The sequence below is a fragment of the Lysinibacillus sp. NPDC058147 genome (assembly GCF_042884205.1).
Lineage (GTDB): Bacteria > Bacillota > Bacilli > Bacillales_A > Planococcaceae > Lysinibacillus.
In genome coordinates this window covers 74,398-93,817 of sequence record NZ_JBHVUJ010000003.1, presented here as the reverse complement: position 1 = coordinate 93,817, position 19,420 = coordinate 74,398, and the positions used below count along the sequence as shown (strand labels likewise).

Below are 19,420 nucleotides of genomic sequence, written 5' to 3'. Positions count from 1 at the left end.
TCTAGAGAGGATCTTTAAAATTCAAGTGCGAATTATCCAGAAACTAGTTGATGAAACTATTTCAAATCATTTAATTATTTATCCATAATTAGTTTTTCTTTAATAATGTATAAAAGTATGACATAATTTTCACAGATTAGCGGGAAAAATAACCTTATTCATAATGTGCGAATGAGGTTTAATACTTGGTGTCAAACCAAGGTGAATGAAAATTAGAGGTGAAAGAATGGAAAGATTACAAAAGGTCATTGCGTATGCTGGTGTGGCGTCTAGACGTAAGGCAGAACAATTGATTGTAGAAGGTAAAGTTAAAGTAAACGGTGTCGTAGTACGTGAGTTAGGTACAAAGGTTTCCAATTCAGATACGATAGAAGTAGAAGGCGTGAAGCTTGAGAAAGAGGATAAGGTTTATTATTTACTATATAAACCACGTGGAACAATTTCAGCTGTAACAGACGACAAAGGACGCAAAACTGTCACAGATTTGTTTAAGCATATCCCGCAACGAATTTTCCCAGTTGGCCGTCTAGACTACGATACATCTGGCTTATTGCTATTGACAAATGATGGTGAATTTTCTTATATGCTGACGCATCCGAAGTTTAAAATCGATAAAACATATATTGCTCGTGTTAAAGGTGTTCCAACGATTGAAGGTTTAAAAAAGCTTCAACGAGGAATTAAATTAGAAGATGGCAAAACAGCTCCTGCAATGGTTAGCATGACTTCATTTGATGAAAAAGCAGGTAAGGCAATCTGTGAAATTACGATCCACGAAGGGAGAAATCGTCAAGTGCGTCGCATGTTCGAGGCGATCGGTACTCCTGTTGTTAAACTAAAACGTGAACGCTTTGCCTTTTTAGATTTATTCGGACTAGCTCCTGGGGAATATCGTGAACTAACGAAGCATGAAGTGAAGCAATTGCGAGTGTTAGCGGAGACAGGAAAAATCGGATAAATGAGCATTTTCTAATAGAAAGTGAAATACTTCTATGTGCAATAGTAATGTATTCACTTTCTTATTAGTGAAATCGTTCATAAATCATTCATAATTATTAGCTAAGCCTTTGTGTATCATTTTGCTATAATAGGTAAGAATGACTCACCTAGATTAGTTTCAACCGGATGAAATCGGTTTCATCATTTATCAGGTGGTGTTTGACGCATAAGTGAATGACAAATATAAAATTTGACAATCATAAATGTTGTAAATCAAATGGTAAATTCTATACATATGAATGTTTGTATGAAAAGCCTTAGCGTCAATAGGAGTAACTCTAAGCCGTAATTGATAGGGGGATATTAACTTGGAAAAAAAGAAAAAACGTCTTGTCATTCGTACCATTATTTTGGCAGTCTTAGTCTTAGCTATTGGTTACACGGTATACGGAACAGCGACAAAGGATAAGGTAGAGTTATTAGCAGTAGGCTCTCAAGCACCAGACTTCACGTTAGTAGATTTAAACGGCGAGAAACATAAGTTATCTGATTATAAAGGGCAGGGAGTGTTTTTGAACTTCTGGGGAACTTGGTGTAAGCCGTGTGAAAAGGAAATGCCTGCAATGGACCGTCAGTATAAAGTTTTTAAAGATCAGGGTGTACAAACATTGGCGGTTAATATTGCACAAACAGATTTTGAAGTACAGAATTTTGTCGATAGACACGAATTAACGTTCCCAGTAGTTATTGACAAAACGAAAAGTGTAATGACTGCTTACAATGTAGGTAATTTACCTGCAACTCTCCTTATTGACCCAGATGGTAAAGTAGCCAAAATTATTACTGGTGAATTGACGGAGGGAAAAATTGCTTCGTACATGGAAATAGTGAAACCGAAATAAGGAGTAAATGACTATGGAAAACATCATTTGTGCTTGTGGTCATAGTAACCCATATGGCACGAAGCTTTGTGAGAAATGTGGTCGTCCTTTAACTGAGGAAGGTAAACAAACAAAAGTTGTTGATATGCGTTACGATGGTACGGCGATTCGATCAAAAACGTATAATAAAACAGTTATCGATAAAATTTGGAATTTCTTCTCGAATGTAAAAGTGGGTATTGCCCTAATTATTATCACGTTGGTCTCTGCGTCAATCGGAACAATATTACCGCAAGAGATGTATGTTAATGCCCCGGAACCTAGTAAAGCGGAGTATTATGAGAAAGTGTATGGATTCTTTGGCAAACTCTATAATAGTTTAGGACTTTCAGATTTGTATAGCACTTGGTGGTTCCAAATTTTAGTGGGTATGCTTGCGATATCCATTATTGTTGCGAGTTTAGACCGTGGGTTACCGTTGCATAAGTCTCTAAAAAATCAACGCGTTAAACGTCATGAAAGTTTCATGAAGCGTCAACGTATCGTTGCGGAAGGACAAGTGTCAAACCCTGATGAAACGCTAGATAAAGTTGAGCAAAAAATGACTGAATTAAAATATCACGTTCGTCGTGATGGAAGTGCGCTGTTAGCAGAGCGCGGTCGTTTTGCTCGGTACGGCCCATACATAAACCATGTCGGTCTCATTATCTTTTTAGCAGGTGTTATGTTGCGCTTAGTACCTGGTTTTTATGTAGATGAGACAATTTGGATCCGCGAAGGTGAGACACGAGCTATACCGGGGATGGATGGCTATTTTATTAAAAATAATAAATTCATTTTGGAAACCCATGGCGATAAGCCTCAGGACCAGCAAACAAACCAAGGTGTAAATGTTATGGCGAAAAACTATCAAACAGACATCACACTATACAAACAACCTGAGGGAGCTCTTCCTGGGGATATAGACAATCTTGAAAAATTGAGAGATTACTCTATTCGTGTCAATCACCCGTTAAAAGAAAGCGGTTTTGCGCTTTATCAAATGAATTATCGTCTTAATGAATTGAGACAGATGAATTTTGACTTAGTAAATAAAGCAACGGAAGATGATTCACTAGGTCAAATTGAAATTGATTTAACGAATCCTAAAAAAGAATATGATTTAGGAAATGGTTCTTCCGTACAGATTCTTGTTTATACACCGGATTTTTCTGGTTTTGAAAATGGTGAACCGCAGACAAAAACATCAATACCGAATAATCCAGCATTTTTATTTAGAATGACAACACCAGAAACGCCAAAAGGTGAAGTAAGCTTTGTAGAAATCAGGAAGCCACCACTTGAACCACTTGGTGAAAACAAATATAGAATGAAATTCGCAGCAGCAGAGATGCGTAATTCATCAAACTTTACAATTCGTAAGGATAGTACGGTACCAATTTTATTTGTAGGCGGTATTATTTTCATGATTGGTGTAGTAATTGGCTCGTATTGGAACCACCGCCGTTTATGGTTACAGGTGGAGCCGGATGGTCGAGTATTGCTTGCAGCCCATGTGAATAAAAATATGTTCAGTATGAAAAAGGATTTAGATATAGTTACTACATTTGCTGGTCTACCACCATATGAAGATCAGTTAGATAAGTCAGAGGATGTCAAGAATCCCGCAAAGGAAAAGGAAGGTGACAACACCTTATGAGTTTGATTGACATAAGTGGAAACCTATTATTTGTAGCATTCGTAGCCTACCTAGTTGCAACTTTATTATTTGGTGGTTCAATAAAGCAATCGAATGCAACAGGCAAAAATACCGAGAAATGGGGCAAAGTGGCGATTATTGTAACGATTATTGGCCTACTTTCACAGCTTGGTTATTTTATCACTCGTTGGATTTATGCAGGGCATGCACCTGTTAGTAATATGTTTGAATTTACGACTGCGTTCGGAATGTTCATTGTTGGGGCATTCGTTTTAATTTATTTTATTTATCGCGTGACAGCTCTAGGCTTAGTGGCATTACCTGTGGCGTTATTAATAATTGCCTATGCATCGATGTTCCCGAAAGAGGTTAGTCCTTTAGTGCCGTCTTTACAAAGTTACTGGTTAACAATTCATGTTATTACAGCTGCTTTAGGGCAATCAATTTTAGCGATTAGTGCGGTAGCAGGACTAATTTATTTATTAAAAGTAGTTGATTTAAAGAAGCCTTCTAAACAACGTTTCTGGTTAGAAGCAGTAATGTTTTTCCTTGTAGTAGTCGTTGGTTTCGTAGTTGCTACATCCGTATTTAATTTGATGGATTACGATTCAACATATACTTATGTTGATAAAGAGGGTAATGAACGTCAAATTGAATACAATATGCCGCCATTATTTGGTATGAATGAATATAAGGCAGTGGAAGAGCATGGCATGTCTCCGTTAGTAGAGATGCCAGCACTCATTAATGCGAAGAAATTAACAACCGTTGTGTGGTCATTATTAATAGGGTCTGTTTTATACTTATTAATTCGATTAATTGCACGACGTCGAATTAGTGCAATTTTCCAACCTTTTGTCAAACGAGTAAATTTACAATTAGTTGATGAAATTGGTTATCGCTCAGTAATAATTGGTTTCCCAGTATTTACGTTAGGTGCTCTAATCTTTGCAATGATTTGGGCACAACTTGCGTGGAGTCGTTTCTGGGGATGGGATCCAAAGGAAGTGTGGGCACTTATTACATGGTTATTCTATGCAGCATTCCTACACTTACGTTTATCAAAAGGCTGGGAAGGCGAAAAATCTGCATGGTTAGCATTAATTGGTTTTGGAATAATATTATTTAACTTAATTGCTGTTAACTTGATTCTTGCAGGTTTACACTCATACGCATCAGCGTAAACTAATTAACTTCTTTCAGCAAATGTCTTTTGTAGCGAAAGCAAAGCGTCAGCTACAGAAGTCTCCCACCTTTATAGGTGGTTAGCTGAATGCGAATTTAAGTTGCAATTTCAGGGAATGTCCAAACACCTGTACCTGTCGCTACGCTTTTGGTATAGAAAAAAATTGCTGAAATAAAGGAACTCAGTCTAAGAACGCCACGTCCTGTGGCAACGACTGAGTGACCAACATCCTGTTGCTGCCGCTGCGTTAACACTACGCTTTCGCACAGAAAACATTTGTTGGCCTAAAGCCTCCAGACGCAATTATGCCTCGGCATAATTGATTTTGAGCACATATGAGATTTTTACGTCGCTAGTATTGGAAAGAAGAGCCTTCTTGCTGTGGCAAGAAGGCTTTCTTTTCTTTTCAATATGTGCTGTACCATGTACAATGGTAGGTAGAGAAAGATTAGAAGAGAGGGATCGTTAAAGTGTCAGAAAATATTTCAGTATTAGTTGTAGATGACGAGGATCGTATTCGACGCTTATTAAAAATGTATTTGGAGCGAGAAGGGTACCTTGTTGACGAAGCAGAAAATGGTGAACAAGCGATCGAAAAATCTTTAGAAAAAGAGTATCACTGTATTTTATTAGATATTATGATGCCTGAAAAAGACGGGCTTGAAGTTTGTGCGGAAATCCGTGAACGAGCAGCAACACCAATTATTTTATTAACTGCAAAAGGCGAGGAAGCGAATCGCGTACAAGGCTTTGAGCTTGGAGCAGATGATTATATTGTAAAACCATTTAGTCCTCGTGAGGTTGTGTTACGTGTGAAGGCTATATTACGCCGTTCACAAGCATTCTCACCTTCGACAAATGCTTCTTCTTCAAAAGATTTAGTTGTTTTCCAACATCTAATGATCGATCATGATGCGCACCGTGTAACAGCAGAAGGGATTGAAGTTAATTTAACGCCTAAAGAGTATGAATTGCTTTATTTCCTAGCTAAATCACCAGACAAAGTATTTGACCGTGAACAATTACTAAAAGAAGTTTGGCATTATGATTTCTTTGGTGACTTACGTACAGTTGACACACATGTTAAACGTTTACGTGAAAAGCTCAATCGTGTCTCTGAAAACGCTGCAAAAATGATTGTTACTGTATGGGGCGTTGGCTACAAATTTGAGGTTGTCAATGAATAGAATATGGAATAGTGTTGTCGGGAAGCTATGGGTAACCATATTGCTTCTCGTTTCATTTGTATTATTTGTTTTCACGGTTTTAATGCTTGAGTTTCTTCAGAATTACCATATGCAACAAGCAGAAAGCTCTTTGCGTCAAACCGCAGCAACGGTTGCAAGTATAGTAGATGATAATGAAACAGCAGAGTCGACTTTGGAATTATTAAAAGATATTTTACCTGAAAGTACAAATGCACTTATTGCTATTAACCATGACAGAGTTTCTTTTGCTATGCAGGAAGGTGTTAATAAAACAGAAATCCAGGATATGATTTTAGCTAATAAATCGCTCCAAGAAGTTTTTCAATCAGATGAACCGATTATTAAGGAAATGATGATGCCGTCTTCCACAGACGAAGAAAAAATGGAGTCGTATGTTGTTCTAGGTTTCCCACTAAATGTGGAAAATGCAGTACACGGGGCTGTCTTTATTTATCAAAGCCCAGATGCGGTGCATAAAACATCGAAAGAAACAACGAAAATTGTCTTTTTATCTGCATTCATTGCCTTTGTGCTGACGACATTTTTTGCGTTTTTCCTTTCTTCACGTATTACCTCACCATTACGTAAAATGCGAGAGTTAGCGTTTGAAATTTCTAAAGGGAATTTTGAAGCGAAGATGCCGACTACACAAAATGATGAAATAGGCCAGCTTGCAGTTGCCTTTAATCAAATGGGCCGTCAATTGAAGCACAATCTAGAAGTAATTAATCAAGAAAATGAACAGCTTTCAAATATTTTAACATCGATGACAGATGCGGTTATTACGTTTAATCGTGATCGTACAATATTATTAAGTAATCCTCCAGCGGACCGTTTAATGCAAAAATGGTTCGTCAATAAAGGCTCACAAAGTGCAAAACCAATTCCGCCAGAACTTTATCATATGCTTGATCATGTACTGATGTTTGAGGATAAGCTTGAAGAAGAAATTGAGATGGATGGAAATTACTATACGTTTACGATTAGCCCTCTTTATAGTGAGGAATCAATACGTGGAGCGGTTGCGGTTATTCGTGATATGACGGAGCAGCATCGCTTAGAAAAACTGCGTTCAGACTTTATTGCCAATGTGTCTCATGAGCTTCGAACGCCAATTTCGATGCTCCAAGGTTATTCAGAGGCATTAATGGATGATGATTTTATTCAGGATCAAGAAGAACGTAATGAGATTACAAAAATTATTTATGATGAATCGAAGCGTATGGGACGCCTCGTAACAGATTTATTAGACCTTGCGCGTATGGAATCGGGGCATATGACACTTTACAAGGATGAACTCCCAATCAATTCAACATTTGAACGTATTACGCAAAAATTTGCACAGGTTGCAAAAGAGAAACATGTTCGTCTGATATTTGACAGTGAATTTAATGACGAAGCTACGATTAGTATAGATGAGGATCGGATTGAACAAGTACTAACGAATTTAGTTGATAATGCTCTCCGTCATACTGATAAAGGCTCAGTAACAGTGAAGGTTGAGCAGGAGCCAACCTTTGCTAAGATATCTGTTCAGGATACAGGGCATGGTATTCCGCATGAGGACTTACCATATGTTTTTGAACGTTTCTATAAAGCAGATAAGGCACGTACGCGTTCTAAGGGCGGAACTGGCCTAGGTTTAGCTATTGCTAGAAACATTGTCAAGGCACATTCAGGTAATATTATGGTAGATAGTGTGCTGAAAGAGGGGACTACCTTCACGTTTTATTTACCATTCGATTAATACTATTAAATAGTGGTATTAATTGGATGTAACTTCTGTATACATTTAGACGACAAATATAAATAGAACGGGGGTGGAGTGCTTTGAATGACTCCGTGTTCCATCGTTTATACGATGCATATCATCAAGACGTGTTCCAGTTTCTTATTTATTTAGTAAAAAACCGTACACTTGCTGAGGATTTAGCGCATGAGGTTTATGTTCGCGTATTGCGCTCATATGATCAGTTCGCAGGAAATAGCAGTGAAAAGACATGGCTTTTTGCTATTGCTAAAAATGTCGCTATTGATCATTTTAGAAAGCAGGCTGTACGCCAAAAACATTCACTTGATTTTTTTGACTGGGAAACGGAACAGTTACATTCAACCACACCATCACCGGAAGATGTATTGCAGGCCAGTGATGAATTTATGCAGGTGCAAACAGCACTTGAACACTGTACAGGTGACCAAAAAATGGTCATTATTATGCGTTACTTTCAAGATTTATCGATTGCAGAAACAGCGCAAATACTAGATTGGACAGAAGCGAAGGTAAAAACCACTCAGCATCGAGCCATTAAATTTTTAAGGCAACAGCTACAACAGGTTAGAGAACAGGAGGCGAAACGGCAATGACACATAATCAATTTGATGATGACCAACTTGAACATGTATTGAATAATGCCCCTAAGCTTTCTGACCGCCGTTCGAAAGAAGATATATTAAATCGATTATTGGCAGATGCTCGCTTGCAGGATAATGTCCATCTTCAAGAAGCTATACAACAACCAATAGATGGTGAAATAACACCGCAAGAGCAACAACACAGTATGTATACGCAGCAAGAAAGTACCGAGACAGCAACAACAAAAAAGAAAGTTCGTAAATGGCCAATCTTTATGAGTGTTGCAGCTGTTTTTGCTTTAACAGTACTTACTGGCTCTATGTTCATGAATCATAATGATGTAAAAATAGACCAGGCTAATGCTCCTGAACGTTCTCAATATTCAACATTGCAGGATGATCGTGCAGCAAAAAGCTCAGTCGAACATGATAAAATTATGGAATCCAACATAGTAGCAGACCATTCCCAGATCATGTCTCTACGATCATCTGTTTATGAGGAAGATTTAACAGATGCAGTAGTGTTCCATATTGGTTTGGCCAATCGTGATAAGAAAAGCATACCGATGACGTATATCATTCCTAATGAACGAGTTGCTACTGATTTTGCGAAGAAAAAGCCCACAACACTACAGATGTATGAAAAGTATGCGCCAAAAATTGATGAGGAAGCCAATGGTTTTACTAACTTTCATCCATATGAAGGAGAATTAAAGGAAAAGGGCGATAAACTAGTTCATGTATTGCCAAAGAAAAATGACTATGATGTCGCTTCTGCAGATACTGACGAATATTTAGGGACGTTACAGGATACATTCTCAGACACGGAGTATAAGGATATTGAGTTCGAAAATCCTGATGGTACCGCCTACGAGTTTTCCAAGGAAGAAGATCCAAGTAAGCCTATGGCATTAACAAGCTCAAATCATTTTAATTATTATTTATATAGAGATGAGAATGGGATCGAATATTTATCACCTGATTCTCGTAAATCTTTTTCTACTGTAACAGAAGCTCTTTCTGTTATGCGAAATAATAATGATGGTGCATACGTTCCTGTCGTACCGGAAAATATAACATACACTGTAAAAGAGGTAGCAGAAGGCGTTATTGTTACATTTGATGAACCACTTGATTTAACAACTATGGATGCAGTTCGTGCAACTCAATTAATTGAAGCTATGATGCTCACTGCTGCTAGCTTTGATAAACAAGTACGTCTAGACAATGTTGTACAGGAGAGCTGGGAAGGATTTGATTTAAAAAATTTCTTGCCAAAGCCTGTAGGAGCCAATAAACGATATATGCCGTAAAAAAGCATAACAACAAATAGACAAACGAAACTTATAGAATATTTTGGAGCATTCTCGCCGATGTATGTGCGTGAATGCTCTTGACATTTTATAACACCAATAACAAAGAAGTTAAGGGAAGGTTAAATTGTCTGATTGGTGAACACTAATATGCAGTCAGATTGCGGAAAACCTCTACTGATTACACTTTCATATTATAAAGAAGTTAATCGAGTATCTGTAAAACATACGAGTTTAATCGGATTTTTTTAAGCAAAGCTATTTACTTTTCTCTAATAATTCATTATAGTAAGGCTATGAAATAAAAAAATATTGATTCATCTTCGGGGCAGGGTGAAAATCCCGACCGGCGGTAATAGAGTTGTAAATCGCTAATGTTTCCTTTAAGTCATATTAGCTCGTATGATTTACTAAATGCTCTTCAGCCCGCGACCTGTGCAAATATTTTTTTGCATGGCTGACTTGGTGCGATTCCAAGGCCGACAGTTAAAGTCTGGATGGGAGAAGATGGAGGTACGATCGTCATTTATTGTTATGAATTTAGCTATGCACGAGCGTTTTTCGCTGTGGCTTCACACAGCGTATGCTCAAAAATAGTTAATTAATGGCGTTCTTTAATCATGCCTATTCTCCCTTGTGCTCTTTTGCATAAGGGTTTTTTCATGATAATAATTGATTTGGTCGTAACCTTTCTTCTTGCGAGATTGAATCAGCAAAGAGGAGAGAGTTTTCTATGAAGAAAAATGTTAAACTTCAATCGTTTATTACGATTGGTATGCTGAGCAGTATTTCGTTTTTATTAATGCTTTTTAATTTCCCTATTCCGCCGTTTCCAGCGTTTTTGGAAGTGGACTTCAGTGATATGCCAGCATTACTTGCGGCAATCACAATGGGACCTGTAGCCGGTATTTTAGTAGAGTTCTTTAAAAATGTGTTGGACTGGATTTTCTCAGGTACGCCAACGGGAGTACCAGTAGGGCATATCGCAAACTTTGTAACAGGTATTTTATTTATTTTACCAGTGAGCTTTGTTTTTAATCGTGTCAAAACAGTTAAAGGCCTTATCGGAGGTTTAGCTGCTGGAACAATCATAATGGCAGTAGGTATGAGCGTTCTTAACTATGCAGTATTTTTACCTATGTACACTTACTTTTTAGGTATGGAGCCTGTTGTAGGTGATTCACTATATAAAATGATCGTAGCTGGTATATTGCCATTTAACATTGTGAAAGGTATTTTAATTACTATCATCATGGCATTACTGTTCACAACAATGCGTAAATGGATTAATCATCAGCGTTCCATGTATTTAACAAAATAATTGAAATGAAACCTCGAGCTGTTAAATGCTCGAGGTTTTTTGATATAAGTTGGATAATATTGTGCAAAAGTAACATATAGAATTAATCTAGTCGGGTTTACTATTTTAATGTAGAATAAGGAAGAGCTTAGAATGTTAGAGGAGTTTGAAGAGATGAGTGAAAAAAAGAGTCAGTGGTCTAGTAAACTAGGCTTTATTTTAGCGTCGGCAGGAGCGGCGATCGGTCTAGGGGCAATTTGGAAGCTTCCATATGTTACTGGACAAAGTGGTGGGGGAGCGTTTTTCCTTATTTTTGTTCTATTTACATTGTTGATTGGTTTACCGATGTTATTATCAGAATATGTTTTAGGTCGTGGTACACAGTCTGAAGCTGTGACTGCCTATAAAAAAATTGCACCTACGAAAACAGGCTGGGCTTGGGTTGGTCGTATGGGTGTACTCGGTTGTTTTTTATTGTTAAGTTTTTATAGTGTTGTGGGAGGTTGGATTTTTATCTATAGTGGCCTTGGTGTGACTGGGGCTGTTATTGATCCTGCCGTTGATCCTAGTGAACTATTTGGAAAGATTGTAGGAAAACCTTGGATTACATTGCTAGGTTTAGGATTGTTTACGCTAGTAAATGTACTAGTCATTTCACTTGGTGTGCAAAATGGTATAGAAAAGGCTAATAAGTGGATGATGCCTTTATTATTTATAATGTTTATTGTGCTTGTTGTGCGGGCTTTAACATTAGATGGAGCAATGGAGGGGGTTAAATTCTTCTTGTGGCCGGACTTCTCCAATATAACTGGAAAGGCTATATTAGAAGCGTTGGGGCAGTCCTTCTTTGGCTTAGCGGTAGGATTTTCTTGTCTTGTGACGTACAGCTCTTATTTAAAGAAAGATGTGAGCTTACCGAATTCTGCGGGCTCCGTTGTTCTTCTCACTGTGCTTGTATCGTTCTTAGCAGGATTGGCAATTTTCCCTGTTGTATTTGCTTTTAATTTAGAACCTGCATCTGGACCAGGCTTACTATTCATGGTTCTGCCAACAGCATTTAGCCAAATGCCCTTTGGTGAAATTTTCTTAGCGATGTTTTTAATATTATTTTTATTTGCAACGCTAACCTCTTCGTTTAGTTTATATGAAATTATTGTAGCGGCATTTATGGAGAAAGGGCATATGTCTCGTCCAGCATTGACAATGCTACTAGGCGTAGTAGTATTTGTAGCGGCGATTCCTGCGGCTCTTTCATCTAGTACATTAGCGGACGTATCAATCTTTGGAAAAACAATTTTTGATGCAACTGACTTTTTAGTATCTAATTTAATGCTTCCGTTAGGTAATTTATTGATTGCTATCTTTATTGCGTATGTAGTTGATAAAGAATTTGTGAAGAGGGAATTATTGATAGGAAGTCAAATGGGGCAGGGGTTCTATTCAACATATCATCTATTGATGTTAATAGTAGTACCACTTGTCATTATCGTTGTGTTCGTAAATATGCTTTTACAATATTAAAAAGAGAAGGTTGCGTTCCGTTTTATAGGAATGCAACCTATTTTAATGATGGGGGCAACAATAGGTTAATATTCGCTAAGCGATAGCTCACCTAGCCAGCCTTCTTTAATGATTTGTCTCGCTTTTTCTTCGCTTTTTGTAATAGGGAATACTTTATCGACTTGAGAAATAGCAAACAAGTTGCGAATGAAATCATCGACGACAATAATGGCGATTTTCTTTTCTTTTACAGATACTTTCTTTGCGAAATTGACAATCATGCCAAAGCCGGTACTATCAATGTTTGTAACCTTTTGCATATCGATAATGTATCCATGCTTTGTTTCCAGGCTTAATGATTGAAGCTCTTTTTTTATCTCTTCAATCATCCCATATTCTAAATCGCCAGTAAACGCAATCAAAATATAATCAGCCTTTGTGTCAATATCCATCGCAATTTTTTTTTGATTCATACTATAGTGCCTCCATTTTCTTTTTCGTGTTAGGGGATTCTAATTGTTAAGAGAAAATCAAACAAAAAACATTTGTACCTGCCGCTTCACTTACGGTACATAAAACATTTGTACCTGCCGTTTCACTTACGGTACATAAAACATTTGTACCTGCCGCTTCACTTACGGTACATAAAACATTTGTATCTGCCGTTTTGCTATTGATAGAAGTTAAAACTTGAATTTATTTACTTCATTTTGTAATTTATCAGCAATTGATGCTAATTCCTCTGAACTTTGTGTAATTTCTGCAACTGTTGCATATTGTTCCTCTGATGTTGCGGCGATTTCCTCTGTTGCTGCGGCGGAATCTTCAATGATATGAGAAATATCTTTAATGGCTTGTTGAACACCTAAGGAGTTGTTGTTTACATGCGTAAATGCAGCCTTCATTTGCTCAACGCCTTTTTCTGTTTCTTCAACCTTTTCAACAATTTCCTTTAAAGCCGTTCCTCCTTTATTGATAATTGTTACTTGCTCCTCTACAGCTAGTAAATTACTTTCCATTGTGCGAACTGTCACAGAGGTTTCAGCCTGAATATCTTTAATGAGATTTGTGATTTGTCCTGATGCTAAGCTTGATTGTTCGGCTAGCTGGCGTACCTCTGATGCAACAACGGCAAACCCTTTTCCTTGTTCACCTGCCCGTGCTGCTTCGATTGCTGCATTGAGGGCGAGTAGATTTGTTTGCTCCGCAATACCCGTAATAACAGTAATGATGCCACCGATTTCTTCAGAGCGTTTACCTAGTTTTTGGATAGAATCTGTCGCATAAGACACTGTTTGCGTGACGTCGCTTAAATGTTTAATAGCCTCATTAATGGCCTCTTCACCTTTACGTGCAATTTGGGTTGATTCTATAGCGCTATTCAACGTACCCTCGGCCTTTTGTAAACTGCTCGATACTTCTTCGAGCGTTTTTTGCATCATGGACACTATTTGTTCGGCCTGATCAGATTGAGTCGTAGTGCCGACTGCAATTTCATTCATCGTAAGTGCGATTTGGCTAGAAGCCTCGCTTGTTTGGTGCGATGATTCTGCTAATGAGTGTGATGAGTTAGCTATTTGGTTAGCGCTACCGGCTACGATTGTCATCGTCTCTGTTAAACGATTTTTCATATCACTAAAGGCATTTGCTAAAACAGCAATCTCATCTTTACCTTTTGGGTTTAATAACTTTACATTTAAATTTAAATCTGCTAATTCTTTAGCATTTGTACTTAAAATATTAATAGGTCTGATGATTTGTCGCTGTAAAAACCAACTAATTCCAGCGATTATTAATATGGCAATTCCTAAGGAAATCACTACATTTTCTAATGCAGACTTTGAAGCAATGCTTATATATGGAGCGGTAGGTACAGCTGTTGCCCATACGCCAATAACATCTCCTTGGCTATTTAAAATTGGGTCATAGGCTCCTTGATGCATACTCCCCAAGACATTTGCTGATCCGATAAAACGTTTTTTTTCTCCTAATACAACTTTCGCAACTTCGTCAGAAACCTTTGTATTTAATGCACGTTCTCCATTCTCGACTATATTTGTACTAATGCGAGTATCGTTTTGGAAGATAGAAACGACATTTCCGTTTGTTAGCTCTCCGACTTTATCAGCTACCTCGAAATTGTCTACCATTTTGACGTCACCTTTATACAATTGATTGTTTTTAATGGACCATTCTCCAGGGAATTTAGCATCTAAATATTCATAGCCCAATTGAATATCAGATAAAAGCTTCGTATCTGCGCTTTCTAAAAGATTTTTTTTGGCAACATAAAAATTTATTCCTGCTAAAAGTGTAGTAAGTAGCAAAATACACCCGAATATTAACAGGCTCATTTTTTTTCGGATTGACACCTTCATGAAAACTCCTCCAATTTTACGTTAACTTTATACATGAATCTTTTTTGAAATACCAACTAAAAATTTCGTTTCAGAAATATTTTCAAACCAAATATGGTCTACCATATTTTTAATAAAAAATAAACCTCGTCCCCGATCTGAATAATCCAGTTCATTTAAATCAAATTGTAGAGCTTTATTCCAATCCTTTTCAGCGATTCCTTTCGCTTCATCAGTAACTGTTATTTTTACTTCTTCATTAGAATGGGATACTTGTACTTGAATAGCCTTTTCGGAATATGGATCATTCTTCTTCACGGCTTCCACAGCATTTATAACTAATTCATGTACGACAAATCGTATTTCTTTTTTAAAAGGTAAATTATATACATTTGTAAAATTCTCTATAACTTGATCTACATAAGCTATAGCTTGTGTATCAGGATTTACATTGAGCATGAATTCCATCATCAATCACCGACCCTGTAATGTAATTGTTATTGAAACTACTGTTATATCATCGTTGTGATAATTATCGGATAAATCGTATTTTTGGGAAAATTTTTGCAAGGCATAGCCATTACCGTGTGATGCATAGGAATGGAAAAAATCCATATCAACAACTTGTTGATCATTTATTGTCAATAACCCATCCGTATAAAGTATTATGCGATGCCATCCAGATAAAGATATCGTTTTTTTATTGATAGGAATGGTCGGGAATAGCCCTAATATTGGTGTATTTGCTTGGAGGAACACCGTCTCTCCGTATTTTCCAAATAAGAAACCAGATGGATGAGCTGCATTAACATAGTGTATAGTGCCGTTTTTCGTATCTATTAGTATGTAGATAGCTGTCATTAAAAAACGGTCCATATCTTCATCAGAAAATAACTCGTAAATTTGGCGGTTAAGTTCTTGGATTACGAAAACTGGATCAATTAATTTCGTAATCATTCCTTTTAACAAAGATCTAATGGACATTGTGACGAGCGATGCGGCAATGCCATGCCCCATTGCGTCGTAAAGAAGAATGGCAGTTAAATGTTCATTAATCTTAAACCAGCAGTACATGTCACCTCCTAATGTGTTGGAAGTAACATAAAGTCCATCGATCTGAATATGCTCAAGATTCAATGGAGCAGATAGTGCATTTTTTTGAAATTTCTTCGCGACAATTAAATCTTTTTGAATAATACTTTCTTGCTGCTTTCGTAGCTTGGTTTCCTTTTGGTATTTAAGGGCCACCTGAATCCGAGTTTTAAATTGAGTGAAATCAAATGGTTTTAAAATAAAGTCGAAAATCCCGGCTTCAAAAACCCTATCAATTGTAATGCTTTTTTCGTAAGTAGTAGAAAGGAGGATAGGGGCATCGATCCAGTTTTTTAGTTCGTCAATTTGTTGACAAATGTTCTCGCAATTTTTAAGCGTCATTTTTGCATCGAGAATAATTAATTCCAGTTCTTCTTTCAAAGAATCTGATAAATATTTCATTGCTGCGTCAGTTGTTGTAAAGCAATGAATATTTTTGATGTCGATACGATGAAAATATTTTTGCAGACGTAATACATCATTACTTACGCTGCCAATAATTAATACTGACATGCTTCTTACATTCACCGCCTTATGTATCTTTAACAGAAGATAAAGCCTCGGTCGCAATTACGCCAAGGTAAAATTGTTATAATAATTTCCGACTATTATATATACGCCCTATTTACTTATCTGATGAATAAAATAGAAATTCTAATTTGCTATAAATTTACCAATAAATATGACATTATACAAGACTAATGTGATATAAAATATGGAAATAAAGTTCTTGCTTTATGCAATAAAGTCAAAAAATTTTTAGTTAAACTACCGTGTAATGAGTCTAAAGACCTTAACTGATGGATGGAAAGGAAGAAGAGGCTCTATCCATCTGAAAAAAAGAATAATATATTCTAAAAAATGCATGTAATAAAAGCTTACATAGATATTGTGTTTTGCATCCGTTTAATGTATTTTAAAAACAGTTACAAAAGAATTGTGTTAATTAAAATGACATTGGAGTGGTGAAAAATGAAACGTTATTCAAAAGAAGATATTAATCGCCGTGTTAAGGAAGAAAATGTGAAATTTATTCGCCTACAATTTACTGATATATTAGGAACGATAAAAAACGTTGAAGTACCAGTTAGCCAATTAGAAAAAGCATTGGACAATAAAATTATGTTCGATGGTTCATCAATTGAAGGTTTTGTACGCATTGAGGAATCAGATATGTACTTGAGCCCTGACCGTGATACTTTCGTCATTTTCCCTTGGACTGCTGAAAAAGGTAAAGTGGCTCGTTTTATCTGTGATATTGTTAGACCAGATGGTACACCATTTGAAGGTGATCCACGCTCCAATCTGAAGAGGGTATTAAAGGAGATGGAGGAATTAGGTTTTAGCTCATTTAATTTAGGACCAGAGCCAGAATTTTTCTTATTTAAGTTAGATGAAAAGGGGCATCCGACACTTGAGTTAAATGATAGTGGAGGGTATTTTGATTTAGCCCCAACTGACTTAGGAGAGAACTGTCGACGTGATATCGTATTAGAGTTAGAAGAAATGGGCTTTGAAATTGAGGCATCACATCATGAGGTTGCACCTGGTCAACATGAAATCGACTTTAAGTATGCAAGTGCGGTCGAAGCATGTGATAATATTCAAACGTTTAAGCTTGTTGTAAGAACGATAGCTGCACAGCATGGGCTGCACGCTACCTTCATGCCAAAGCCACTATTTGGTGTTAACGGTTCTGGCATGCATTTCAACTTATCATTATTTGAAGGGGATAAAAATGCGTTTTATGATGAGCGTGCAGAATTGCAATTAAGCCAAACAGCGCGTAGCTTTATGGCAGGAATATTAAAACATGTACACGGTTTTACTGCTGTCACGAACCCACTTGTTAATTCCTATAAACGATTAGTGCCTGGCTATGAGGCTCCTTGCTATGTAGCATGGTCTGCACAAAACCGATCGCCACTTATTCGAATTCCAGCTTCAAGAGGGTTATCAACACGTATTGAGCTACGTTCTGTCGATCCAGCAGCGAATCCTTATTTAGCGATGGCAGTTATTTTAGCATCTGGGCTCGATGGCATTCGCAAAGATCTCACACCGCCAGATGCTGTAGATCGCAATATTTATAAAATGTCACGAGCGGAACGTGAATTGAATAATATCGATAGCCTACCATCGTCATTGGAATACGCACTCCTTGAATTAGAAATGGATCCTATCGTTCGTGAAGCGCTTGGAGATCATATCGTTGAAAAATTTAGAGCTGCTAAAGAAATAGAATGGAATAAATACCGTACACGTGTCCATAACTGGGAGCGGGAAGAATATTTGAAAATGTATTAGAAGGGGAGTGTTGGGGCTTTAGTGCTCCGACACTTTTTTGATCTAAAATGCGAGGAATTGAGTGTCAAAAAGAAGGCTATCCCTATTTTTCATTGATAGGGATAGCCATTAATTTGTTAGCTCACTTTGGATAATTAATTTGCTTTTACGTTTTTCATCTGAAAAGTCCTGATTAATAATATAGATATTATTATAAGCTGAAAGCCTATAAAAGTTAGGAGTTTTGAATTCTCCATTTATTTCCCTGTCTTCAACTAGTAAATTATTCTTTACCTTAAATTTTCTCATACCTTCATCATTATAAGAAAAAAACACTTGATTATTAAAATCTGTATAATGAGAATGTACAGTTAACACATCCGAAAGAACTTCTTGGGTATGTTTATTAGAAATATTATAAAAAAGAAGCTTTTGGTCATCCTTTGAAGATACATTAGGGTCATTAAAGGTTAGATAAATAAATTGTTGGTCATTTAGCAAACTTGCCCAACCAATGTATTCATAGTTAGTTTTTATTTCTTCTATTTCTTTACTTTCTACATCATATAAATACAGGTAACCATAATTATTTTTTCTATCAGTAAATAATATTTTTCCATCCTTTGAAGATAAATGCATATTCATAAATGTATAGGTATTTAAATCAAATATACTTTCGGTTTCATTTGTTTTTAAATTCTTTAGCATAACTTCCGCTTTTTCAACTTTTCTATCCGATTTAATCCAAGCTGCATAGTCCCCAATTAGGACAGGAAAGTCATTAAAAACATTTTCTTCATTTTCTTTTGTCAACGGTTGAATTTTTTTCGTCTTTAAATTCATAAAGTATGGGTTCAACTGCCATCCACTTTCGTCGGCATCTACCCAAATTAACCAATTATCATTTAATTCAATACCTTGAACAGAGGGCATTTTAAACTTACTGTTAAATATGGTTGTGTATTTTTGGGTCTTTCGATTGTATTGAAAAATTTTATTATCGAGACGAGAAGGGCTCTCATGATCTACACTCATATAAATATAGTCAGCATTCCCCCTAAAGGAGGTAATATCAGTAAAAGGTACGTCTACTGTTTTATTGAAATCCTTATCGATTATTTGGTAATAATCCGAACTTTTAGGTTTAGTTATGTAACTATTAGTAGGTACATTATTATATACGGCTTTAAAAACAATGAATAGGAGTATAGCGGCACATGATAGTATTATTGTTCTCTCTATTATTTTCAAGTGAATCTCTCCATTTGAACTACGATATTTTTATAGACTGTGTTCATGTTTAATGT

Annotated in this window: 17 protein-coding genes and 1 riboswitch; of the genes, 11 read left to right on the top strand and 6 right to left on the bottom strand. The window is 36.6% G+C overall.

Translation table 11 applies throughout. The features are described from left to right. The first annotated feature begins 226 nt into the window (after positions 1-226). The 4 genes from ACFVT8_RS09955 (at position 227) to ccsB (ending at position 4,703) form a co-directional block, all read left to right on the top strand. A complete protein-coding gene (locus tag ACFVT8_RS09955) occupies positions 227-958 on the top strand; it encodes a pseudouridine synthase (protein WP_132363137.1) in 732 nt (243 codons plus the stop codon). Between the two features lie 349 nt (positions 959-1,307). Continuing rightward, positions 1,308-1,841, top strand: a complete 534-nt coding sequence (gene resA / locus ACFVT8_RS09950) for a thiol-disulfide oxidoreductase ResA (protein ID WP_387080267.1) — start codon at positions 1,308-1,310, stop codon at positions 1,839-1,841. Positions 1,842-1,854: 13 nt separating this feature from the next. Next, positions 1,855-3,519 carry a cytochrome c biogenesis protein ResB gene (resB, locus tag ACFVT8_RS09945; RefSeq protein WP_387080269.1) on the top strand — a complete coding sequence of 555 codons (1,665 nt, stop codon included), beginning with the start codon at positions 1,855-1,857 and terminating at the stop codon, positions 3,517-3,519. After that, on the top strand, positions 3,516-4,703 hold the full coding sequence (gene ccsB, locus ACFVT8_RS09940) for a c-type cytochrome biogenesis protein CcsB (protein WP_387080270.1): 1,188 nt from the start codon (positions 3,516-3,518) through the stop codon (positions 4,701-4,703). The genes resB and ccsB overlap by 4 nt, the downstream gene beginning before the upstream one ends. Positions 4,704-4,800: 97 nt before the next feature. On the opposite strand, the gene ACFVT8_RS09935 is transcribed toward ccsB, so the two are convergent. Then, on the bottom strand, positions 4,801-4,959 hold the full coding sequence (locus tag ACFVT8_RS09935) for a hypothetical protein (protein ID WP_387080272.1): 159 nt from the start codon (positions 4,957-4,959) through the stop codon (positions 4,801-4,803). Positions 4,960-5,175: 216 nt separating this feature from the next. Between ACFVT8_RS09935 and ACFVT8_RS09930 the strand changes: the two genes are divergently transcribed. The 6 genes from ACFVT8_RS09930 (at position 5,176) to ACFVT8_RS09905 (ending at position 12,399) form a co-directional block, all read left to right on the top strand. After that, positions 5,176-5,892 (top strand): response regulator transcription factor, encoded by a 717-nt coding sequence (locus tag ACFVT8_RS09930; RefSeq protein ID WP_049668637.1) that lies wholly within the window; start codon positions 5,176-5,178, stop codon positions 5,890-5,892. Then, positions 5,885-7,660, top strand: coding sequence for an ATP-binding protein (locus ACFVT8_RS09925; RefSeq protein WP_387080273.1), 1,776 nt, complete (start codon positions 5,885-5,887; stop codon positions 7,658-7,660). Before ACFVT8_RS09930 ends, ACFVT8_RS09925 begins: the two co-directional genes overlap by 8 nt. Before the next feature lie 83 nt (positions 7,661-7,743). Continuing rightward, positions 7,744-8,277, top strand: a complete 534-nt coding sequence (gene sigX / locus ACFVT8_RS09920; RefSeq protein ID WP_387080275.1) for an RNA polymerase sigma factor SigX — start codon at positions 7,744-7,746, stop codon at positions 8,275-8,277. Then, a complete protein-coding gene (locus ACFVT8_RS09915; RefSeq protein WP_387080277.1) occupies positions 8,274-9,578 on the top strand; it encodes an RNA polymerase subunit sigma in 1,305 nt (434 codons plus the stop codon). Before sigX ends, ACFVT8_RS09915 begins: the two co-directional genes overlap by 4 nt. A gap of 315 nt (positions 9,579-9,893) precedes the next feature. Further along, a riboswitch (FMN riboswitch) is annotated at positions 9,894-10,091 on the top strand. Positions 10,092-10,311: 220 nt separating this feature from the next. Further along, positions 10,312-10,899 carry an ECF transporter S component gene (locus tag ACFVT8_RS09910; RefSeq protein ID WP_387080279.1) on the top strand — a complete coding sequence of 196 codons (588 nt, stop codon included), beginning with the start codon at positions 10,312-10,314 and terminating at the stop codon, positions 10,897-10,899. A 153-nt stretch (positions 10,900-11,052) separates the two neighbouring features. Beyond that, positions 11,053-12,399 carry a sodium-dependent transporter gene (locus ACFVT8_RS09905; RefSeq protein WP_387080281.1) on the top strand — a complete coding sequence of 449 codons (1,347 nt, stop codon included), beginning with the start codon at positions 11,053-11,055 and terminating at the stop codon, positions 12,397-12,399. A gap of 65 nt (positions 12,400-12,464) precedes the next feature. Here the strand turns inward: ACFVT8_RS09905 and ACFVT8_RS09900 are convergent, their stop codons facing one another. From ACFVT8_RS09900 to ACFVT8_RS09885, 4 genes are all read right to left on the bottom strand, one after another. Continuing rightward, the gene (locus ACFVT8_RS09900) at positions 12,465-12,851 is read right to left on the bottom strand and encodes an STAS domain-containing protein (protein ID WP_387080283.1); all 387 of its coding nucleotides are present in this window, start codon (positions 12,849-12,851) and stop codon (positions 12,465-12,467) included. A 210-nt stretch (positions 12,852-13,061) separates the two neighbouring features. Further along, positions 13,062-14,756 (bottom strand): methyl-accepting chemotaxis protein, encoded by a 1,695-nt coding sequence (locus ACFVT8_RS09895; protein WP_387080285.1) that lies wholly within the window; start codon positions 14,754-14,756, stop codon positions 13,062-13,064. Positions 14,757-14,783: 27 nt separating this feature from the next. Further along, positions 14,784-15,206, bottom strand: coding sequence for an ATP-binding protein (locus ACFVT8_RS09890; RefSeq protein WP_387080287.1), 423 nt, complete (start codon positions 15,204-15,206; stop codon positions 14,784-14,786). 3 nt (positions 15,207-15,209) lie between these two features. Next, positions 15,210-16,340: a SpoIIE family protein phosphatase gene (locus ACFVT8_RS09885; RefSeq protein WP_387080289.1), complete on the bottom strand. Its 1,131-nt coding sequence runs from the start codon at positions 16,338-16,340 to the stop codon at positions 15,210-15,212. 459 nt (positions 16,341-16,799) lie between these two features. Between ACFVT8_RS09885 and glnA the strand changes: the two genes are divergently transcribed. Continuing rightward, positions 16,800-18,134: a type I glutamate--ammonia ligase gene (gene glnA, locus ACFVT8_RS09880; protein ID WP_387080290.1), complete on the top strand. Its 1,335-nt coding sequence runs from the start codon at positions 16,800-16,802 to the stop codon at positions 18,132-18,134. Positions 18,135-18,242: 108 nt separating this feature from the next. Here glnA and ACFVT8_RS09875 read toward each other — a convergent pair whose 3' ends face one another. Further along, positions 18,243-19,364, bottom strand: coding sequence for a hypothetical protein (locus ACFVT8_RS09875; protein WP_387080292.1), 1,122 nt, complete (start codon positions 19,362-19,364; stop codon positions 18,243-18,245). Between the last annotated feature and the right edge of the window lie 56 nt (positions 19,365-19,420).

What these genes read in the sequence shown, in the direction of transcription:
- ACFVT8_RS09955 (WP_132363137.1), top strand. Translation starts at nt 227, where the DNA reads ATGGAAAGATTACAAAAGGTCATTGCGTATGCTGGTGTGGCGTCTAGA.
- resB (WP_387080269.1), top strand. Translation starts at nt 1,855, where the DNA reads ATGGAAAACATCATTTGTGCTTGTGGTCATAGTAACCCATATGGCACG.
- ccsB (WP_387080270.1), top strand. Translation starts at nt 3,516, where the DNA reads ATGAGTTTGATTGACATAAGTGGAAACCTATTATTTGTAGCATTCGTA.
- ACFVT8_RS09925 (WP_387080273.1), top strand. Translation starts at nt 5,885, where the DNA reads ATGAATAGAATATGGAATAGTGTTGTCGGGAAGCTATGGGTAACCATA.
- ACFVT8_RS09915 (WP_387080277.1), top strand. Translation starts at nt 8,274, where the DNA reads ATGACACATAATCAATTTGATGATGACCAACTTGAACATGTATTGAAT.
- ACFVT8_RS09910 (WP_387080279.1), top strand. Translation starts at nt 10,312, where the DNA reads ATGAAGAAAAATGTTAAACTTCAATCGTTTATTACGATTGGTATGCTG.
- ACFVT8_RS09905 (WP_387080281.1), top strand. Translation starts at nt 11,053, where the DNA reads ATGAGTGAAAAAAAGAGTCAGTGGTCTAGTAAACTAGGCTTTATTTTA.
- ACFVT8_RS09900 (WP_387080283.1), bottom strand. Translation starts at nt 12,851, where the DNA reads ATGAATCAAAAAAAAATTGCGATGGATATTGACACAAAGGCTGATTAT.
- ACFVT8_RS09895 (WP_387080285.1), bottom strand. Translation starts at nt 14,756, where the DNA reads ATGAAGGTGTCAATCCGAAAAAAAATGAGCCTGTTAATATTCGGGTGT.
- ACFVT8_RS09890 (WP_387080287.1), bottom strand. Translation starts at nt 15,206, where the DNA reads ATGATGGAATTCATGCTCAATGTAAATCCTGATACACAAGCTATAGCT.
- ACFVT8_RS09885 (WP_387080289.1), bottom strand. Translation starts at nt 16,340, where the DNA reads ATGTCAGTATTAATTATTGGCAGCGTAAGTAATGATGTATTACGTCTG.
- glnA (WP_387080290.1), top strand. Translation starts at nt 16,800, where the DNA reads ATGAAACGTTATTCAAAAGAAGATATTAATCGCCGTGTTAAGGAAGAA.